The 6,042-nt window shown below is 54.3% G+C and carries 7 protein-coding genes; 2 read left to right on the top strand and 5 right to left on the bottom strand.

Translation table 11 applies throughout. From position 1 onward, the window contains the following. Window positions 1-284: 284 nt before the first annotated feature. Window positions 285-779 carry a hypothetical protein gene (locus GJ1_RS09845; protein ID WP_066231669.1) on the bottom strand — a complete coding sequence of 165 codons (495 nt, stop codon included), beginning with the start codon at window positions 777-779 and terminating at the stop codon, window positions 285-287. 208 nt (window positions 780-987) lie between these two features. On the opposite strand from GJ1_RS09845, the gene GJ1_RS09840 reads away from it, so the two are divergent. After that, window positions 988-1,395, top strand: a complete 408-nt coding sequence (locus GJ1_RS09840) for a helix-turn-helix domain-containing protein (protein ID WP_066231667.1) — start codon at window positions 988-990, stop codon at window positions 1,393-1,395. 118 nt (window positions 1,396-1,513) lie between these two features. On the opposite strand, the gene ssb is transcribed toward GJ1_RS09840, so the two are convergent. After that, a complete protein-coding gene (gene ssb / locus GJ1_RS09835) occupies window positions 1,514-1,873 on the bottom strand; it encodes a single-stranded DNA-binding protein (protein ID WP_011232661.1) in 360 nt (119 codons plus the stop codon). 267 nt (window positions 1,874-2,140) lie between these two features. Between ssb and GJ1_RS09830 the strand changes: the two genes are divergently transcribed. Further along, on the top strand, window positions 2,141-2,581 hold the full coding sequence (locus tag GJ1_RS09830; RefSeq protein WP_066231664.1) for a YwpF-like family protein: 441 nt from the start codon (window positions 2,141-2,143) through the stop codon (window positions 2,579-2,581). A gap of 56 nt (window positions 2,582-2,637) precedes the next feature. Here GJ1_RS09830 and srtD read toward each other — a convergent pair whose 3' ends face one another. The 3 genes from srtD to GJ1_RS09815 all read right to left on the bottom strand — a co-directional run bounded on the left by srtD (window position 2,638) and on the right by GJ1_RS09815 (window position 5,965). Then, window positions 2,638-3,267 carry a class D sortase, LPxTATN-specific gene (srtD, locus tag GJ1_RS09825; RefSeq protein ID WP_066231660.1) on the bottom strand — a complete coding sequence of 210 codons (630 nt, stop codon included), beginning with the start codon at window positions 3,265-3,267 and terminating at the stop codon, window positions 2,638-2,640. A 6-nt stretch (window positions 3,268-3,273) separates the two neighbouring features. Beyond that, window positions 3,274-4,185, bottom strand: coding sequence for a processed acidic surface protein (locus tag GJ1_RS09820; protein ID WP_066231658.1), 912 nt, complete (start codon window positions 4,183-4,185; stop codon window positions 3,274-3,276). Window positions 4,186-4,588: 403 nt separating this feature from the next. Beyond that, on the bottom strand, window positions 4,589-5,965 hold the full coding sequence (locus GJ1_RS09815; protein WP_066231655.1) for an aspartate kinase: 1,377 nt from the start codon (window positions 5,963-5,965) through the stop codon (window positions 4,589-4,591). Window positions 5,966-6,042: the final 77 nt, after the last annotated feature.

Genomic DNA, 6,042 nt, shown 5'->3' with positions numbered 1-6,042 from the left:
CCTTTTTTCCATTCCGCCGCTTGGCTGTCATCCGGCGCCAAAAAGAACGCTGAAGCCATCGCAGCGGTGAAAATGATATGGCTCGGTTTCACGGTTGCACCCTCTCCCTTCATCGTTCTGTTTCTTTTTCATCCTAGCTTTTCCTGTTTCGAATCGTCTGCATGGCCAGCCCACGGCAAAAAACGACAATGTTCTTAATTTTAAGTATAGCGAACATTTACCGCGAAAGGAAACGTTTTTTCTACTTGGAAAAAACAAGGGAGGGGTTGCTAGACGCCGGGATGTTATATTTTTCGTTTCGGGCGCGACGGGTACGTGAACAAATACGACACACGCCGATCATCCACAAGGTAAATCGACTGCAGCACTTCATAAATGAGCTGTTTTTCCATCGCCAGCCATTCGTCAACGCGGATCGGGATGTATTTTTGCTTCGGTTCGTTCCACTCGTAGAGGGCGACGGTAAACTTTTTTTGGCGAAGGTCGAGCTTGACGATAAACATGTACAACTGGCTCGTGCATTTAAACACAAAATAGAGCTGAGCTTCGGACGAGCACGTGATCGTGCGAAACAGCGCCTCGCCTTCAGACGAAAATCGCATCCGTCCACCTTCGTTTTTCAGCGAGCGGAGTGAATCGGTGAAACTGGCCGGGGCGATTGTTTTCAGCCGAACGGAAAACGGATTTTTCATTTCCTTAATATAGATATGGTACATTTTTTGCGTATGCTTCTGCCCGTTTCGTTCACAAATGACAAAATCGGCAAGATAAATGTTCACCTTGACCCCCTCTTTTTGCTTATAAATTTCCCATTTTTAACTAATTGTACTATGTCCTTCCTGGACAAAAAAGATGCCGAACGACGGAATAACCGACAAATTCGTTCTGATTTGGAAACAAAAAGATAAACGGTCTAAAAAGGAACAGTTATTGGCTCCATGCTTTTCTATCTTTAAAGAGTAATGATGAAAAGCGTGGTGACGAACGATGACAAACCTTGGGGAGACGCTCAAACGATTGCGGAAACAACGGCGCTGGACACAGGAAGAGCTGGCCGAGCAGCTGAACGTGTCGCGTTCGCAAATCAGCAAATGGGAAAACGGCAGCTTGCTTCCGGATGTGCAGTCGCTTGAGAAGCTATGCCAGTTGTTTGACGTCAGCGCCGATTTTTTGCTTGGCGGCGAAACGCGCCAGCGCGAGCTGCTTCGCGAAGTGACGGACGTGTACGGAACGGCGGACGTGCACGAAACGGCACTCGCGGCGTTGGACTACTTGCTCCGGAGCCGGGAGATGAGCGAAGCGGTGTACGCGCTCGCGAAGCTGCCGGATAAAAAGCGGAAACATGTCGAAACGATGATCGTGACGATCGTGAAAGAGTGCTCCGAGCTCATTTAGCTCCCCAATGCTGAAAAAAGCGCTAACAACGATGTGCTAGCGCCATCAGTTGGGGAGTATTTGGGGACACGTTCTTTCTCTTGGGGATTCGCTTTGAAAGGCGTGTATGGGGAAACGACTATACGTGCTCCGGCCATTCTGGTTTCTTTCCGGAGTGGAGAAATTGGACGGACTCTGCGACGACTTCGGTGACATAGACGCGTTGACCGTCTTTTTTATCGTAGCGGCGCGTCTGAATTCTCCCCGTCACCGCCACCATCGAGCCTTTTCGGCAATAATTGGCGGTATGCTCCGCCGTTTTCCGCCATAAAACGCACGGAACGAAATCGGCATCAATCCCTCCTTCCGCGTTGCGGAAATTTCTCGCCACCGCCAGCGTGACGGTCGCGACGGCGGCTCCTTCGGCCGTGTAGCGAAGCTCGGGATCTTTCGTCAAACGGCCGACCAATACGACTTGGTTGATCATGTGTTGGCGCATCCCCCCTTTCCTCCACCGCACCTTTATGATAACGAATCTCGTTTTGGGTCGTAAAATCGCGATTTTTGCATTTTTTACGCACTCTATGGATACAATCCAGCGAAAAAGGCGAAATCTCCGTCGACAATGGCGGAGCAAAATGGCGTTTTTGCCATCCGACGGAAAAATGCAGATCGTTTTTCAGCAGCAGAGGCGGCATCCCGTTTTTCTTCCCCCGTCCGCCTGTGCTATAATCTTGGATAAGACAACGGTAACGAGGTGGACGAGATGAAAACGTTCAAGCTTGTCGGGCTCTCGGTCATTGACGAGGAGATGCACCGCCAAGACATCCCGTTTATTGACGGGCTGATCATCAACAAAGAAGACGGGCAAAACCGCTGGCTCGTGGAGGCGTATTTGGATGACGACTATGAGCCGATGTTTGTGAGCCTGCAGCGGCGGCCGGAGTTTCAATTGCAAGTGACGATCACCCACACGAGCAACGACCCGGCCAACATGCTCGTCGCCGTCCGTTCGATCACGAAAATGAATGGCCATATCAGCGTCTTGATGGAAGGGCTCATGATCCCGCGGCGCACCCATTTGGCGGAAGCCGTGCTGGCCGGCCTTGTGGAGAAAGGGCTGCAAGGCGAGGCGCTGCTTCAAGAGTTTCGCCAGCAAATGCATGAGCGAATCGACGCCAAGGCGCCGCATGAACGAAAAAGGTAAAAGGCTGGAGAGCGCGCTTTCCAGCCTTTTTGTTTGCCTTCCTGCAGGCAAGTGGATCATCCTCTTGGAAACGCCAGGGCATCCACCCGGACCGGGCGGGCGATGACGATGCAGCGCTTCGGGGCGCGGCCGATGAGGCGAAACGGGTAGCACGTCGTCACCGTCAGCGTCGGGCGCGCTTTGTCGACCAAAACGGTTCGGTCGTCGTCATCGACGATGCGGATGTTGACGATGCGGTAATGAATGGCAGCGCGGTTCGTCCGGATGATGAGCGCATCGCCGATCTCGAGCTCGCCAAAGCGGCGGAACACGGTATCGCGGTGCCCGGATAACACGACATGCCCTTTTTCCCCCGGCCAATCGCTCGCCGGATAATGGCCGACACCACGGCGCAATTCTTGTTCGCGGACGCCTTCATACACCGGAATCGCCGCCCCGAGCTTCGGAATGGCGAGTTCGCCAAGGTAGACGCCAAGCGGCGCGTCTTTTTGCCCCGAACGTTCCGCTGGAAGGCTTGCGGTCGGCGGTGAGGAAGGCGCAGGGGCATCCCGCTTGACCGCCATCCGGCCGACGGTGTACCAATAACCGTTCCAGCCGGCCGCCGCCGCCCCGATGACGATCGCCGCCAGCGCCGCCCATTGGGCGGCCCGGCGCTTCCACGAAAACCGCGCTAGCTTGCGCTCCACTTTCCTTCACCCTTTCAGCCGCCCGACCCGCCGGTAAAGAAGGAAACCGGCGGAAGCGAGCAGCAGCCCGGCCAATGTATGGGTCAAATATGGCGACGCCGTCTCCGGCAGTTTTTCCCCATACATCTTTCCTTTCATCTCTACAGCGAGCAAACCGGCGTCAATGCCTTTCTCCCCAGCGCGGACGATGTAGCCCGATGTCAACATTTCCCTTGTGATGGCGATATCGGCGACCTCCTCGCCTCGGCGGTTGTACAGTCGGACGCGGATCGGTTCCGCCCCTGCCTCCTTTATGCCCGACCCGTCAGATGGAAGGTTCGCCTTAAGCTCGAGCAGGCGAAGCCCCTCTTCCCATATCGCCCACAGTTGGCGGCGCTCTTCATCCGTCCACGGCCCTTCCGTCTCCGTAAACGGGCGCAGCCGCTCGCGAAGCGCCGCCAGCCGTCCAGCCAATTGCGGGTCGTCAATCGAGGCGATATGGCGGGTGAAGGCGCGCACTTCCTGTTCCGTCATCCCAAGCGCCCCGAGCAAGTCGTTGATTTGCTGCATGGCGGCGTTATGCTGTGAGTAAAAGCGGATGGCCCGGTCTAAGTCTTCAACAAATGTGTAGTCTTGCACCGTTTCGCCAAACTGGCCAAGCAGCGCCTCGAGCTCCTCGACCGTCAGTCCATGCCGGCGCAGGACGGCGTGAAGCCGCTCATCGGTGATGGGCGTGCCAAGCCATTGTTTTAGTTCATCCATCGTGCGGAAATCGGCGATCGTCAAGCCGTATTGGTCCAAATAAGCCAACAGGTCGCTTACCGTCCAGCCGACGCTCTCGGCGTACTGCTCAAGCTCGCTTCGGCTGATGGCCGCCGCCTCGGCCGGAAACGAAGCCAAAACGACGACAAGCACAGCCATTCCTAGCCATTGCCGCATTCATTCTTCCTCCCTTCCGCTTTCTTTGATGTACATTGGTAGTATTTTCCGAACAAGCTGTTCTTATGTACCTCATATTTCGCAACCTTTGCATAATATACAAAAAAATAACCCAAATATTCGCATAAAAATAAATTTTTATACAAACAACTAATTTTTATTCGCTCAAATCAGGCTTATTTTGAATTTTTATTCAGGGTGCGAAATGTGAGATGTACGCCCACCTATGGCGGAGAAAAAAGAAGAAGCCCGATCTGCGGCGCCATCACGAAAAGAAGGTGTCCCAAAAAAGTCGGGACACCTTCTTTGATTGCCATATATACGCAGAAAACAACTGCGGGAACACGATATGTTGCTCTATGTTGAACAAAGAACCACCTTTTGAGACAGCCACTGTTCCGCGTTATGACGGCTGGCTGACAGCAGCTTGCTGGAAGTAGGCGTTGTACAAGGCGCGAACCGCCTCGTTGACGACTTCTTCCTTCACGCCGAACATCATGCTCACTTCAGATGAACCTTGGTTGATCATCTCTAGGTTGATGTTGGCGTTGGCGAGCGCGGTGGTGGCTTTCGCCGCCATCCCGATCGTTTTTTCCATCCCTTCGCCGACGACCATAATGAGCGCCAAGCCGTACTCAATCGTCACCTCATCGACCGCCAGCTCCTCGCGGATGCGGGCGAGGATGCGCTCATCTTTTCCATCCGACAGCTGATTCGCGCGCAAAATGATCGACATGTTGTCGATGCCCGACGGCGTATGTTCGTAGGAGATGCCTTCATCTTCTAAAATTTGCAGCACGCGCCGGCCAAAGCCAATCTCGCGGTTCATTAAGTATTTGCTGATGTTGATGCTGCAAAAGCCGGTGTCGCTCGCGATGCCGGCGACCGGTTCGTCGATATGGTTGCGCTTGGCGACGATCCACGTCCCTGGAGCGGCCGGGTTGTTCGTGTTTTTCACGCAAACCGGAATGCCGGCGCGGTAGACCGGCTCGAGCGCCTCGTCATGAAAGACGGAAAATCCGGAATACGACAGCTCGCGCATCTCGCGGTACGTGATTTCTTTCAGCTTGCGGGCATCGGCGACGATCGACGGGTTGACACAATAAATCGAATCGACGTCGGTAAAGTTTTCGTACACGTCTGCTTTGACGCCGGCGGCGACGATCGAGCCCGTGATATCCGACCCGCCGCGCGGGAACGTGACGATATGGCCGGATCGGGAATAACCAAAAAAGCCCGGGATGACCAAAACGCCGCGCCGTTCGCGCAGCTGCTTCAGCTTGTCGTACGACTCCGGAAGCACTTGGGCGTTGCCCGGCTCATCGGTGACGATGATGCCGGCTTCGAGCGGGCTGACGTAGCTCGCCTCGAGCACACAATCTTGCAAATAGAGCGCCATAAGCCTTGCATTATGGTCTTCGCCGCTCGCTTTAATGGCGTCAAACAGCCGAGGCGGCTCGCTTCGATAGGCGCTGATTTTCGACTGCAAGTCATCAATGAGCTCGGCCAAAAAGCTGTCAGCTTCCAACTCCAGCTCATTGGCGATGTCAGCGTACCGCTTTACGATCGCTTCCATCGTTTCCTCATAAGACTCCCCGGCGATGACTTGTTCCGCCAGCCGGATGAGCATATCGGTCACTTTCACGTCGTCTTTGTACCGTTTCCCTGGCGCCGATACGACGACGATGCGGCGCTCGATATCCGAGCGGATGATGTCGGCCACTTTGCGGAATTGCGCGGCGCTCGCCACCGAACTTCCACCGAATTTGGCTACTTTCATCTTCCATGACCCTTTCTGTCGAAAGTCTCTATAATTGTTTATCATATCACATTTTTCCGTTCTTGAAATCATTCATT

This window comes from Geobacillus jurassicus NBRC 107829 (assembly GCF_001544315.1).
Lineage (GTDB): Bacteria > Bacillota > Bacilli > Bacillales > Anoxybacillaceae > Geobacillus > Geobacillus jurassicus.
This window is presented reverse-complemented; position numbering and strand designations above follow the sequence as displayed.

Excerpts from the sequence above, each read along its gene's own strand:
- GJ1_RS09830 (WP_066231664.1), top strand. The coding sequence starts at position 2,141 with ATGAAAACGTTCAAGCTTGTCGGGCTCTCGGTCATTGACGAGGAGATG.
- GJ1_RS09820 (WP_066231658.1), bottom strand. The coding sequence starts at position 4,185 with ATGCGGCAATGGCTAGGAATGGCTGTGCTTGTCGTCGTTTTGGCTTCG.
- GJ1_RS09840 (WP_066231667.1), top strand. The coding sequence starts at position 988 with ATGACAAACCTTGGGGAGACGCTCAAACGATTGCGGAAACAACGGCGC.
- GJ1_RS09815 (WP_066231655.1), bottom strand. The coding sequence starts at position 5,965 with ATGAAAGTAGCCAAATTCGGTGGAAGTTCGGTGGCGAGCGCCGCGCAA.
- ssb (WP_011232661.1), bottom strand. The coding sequence starts at position 1,873 with ATGCGCCAACACATGATCAACCAAGTCGTATTGGTCGGCCGTTTGACG.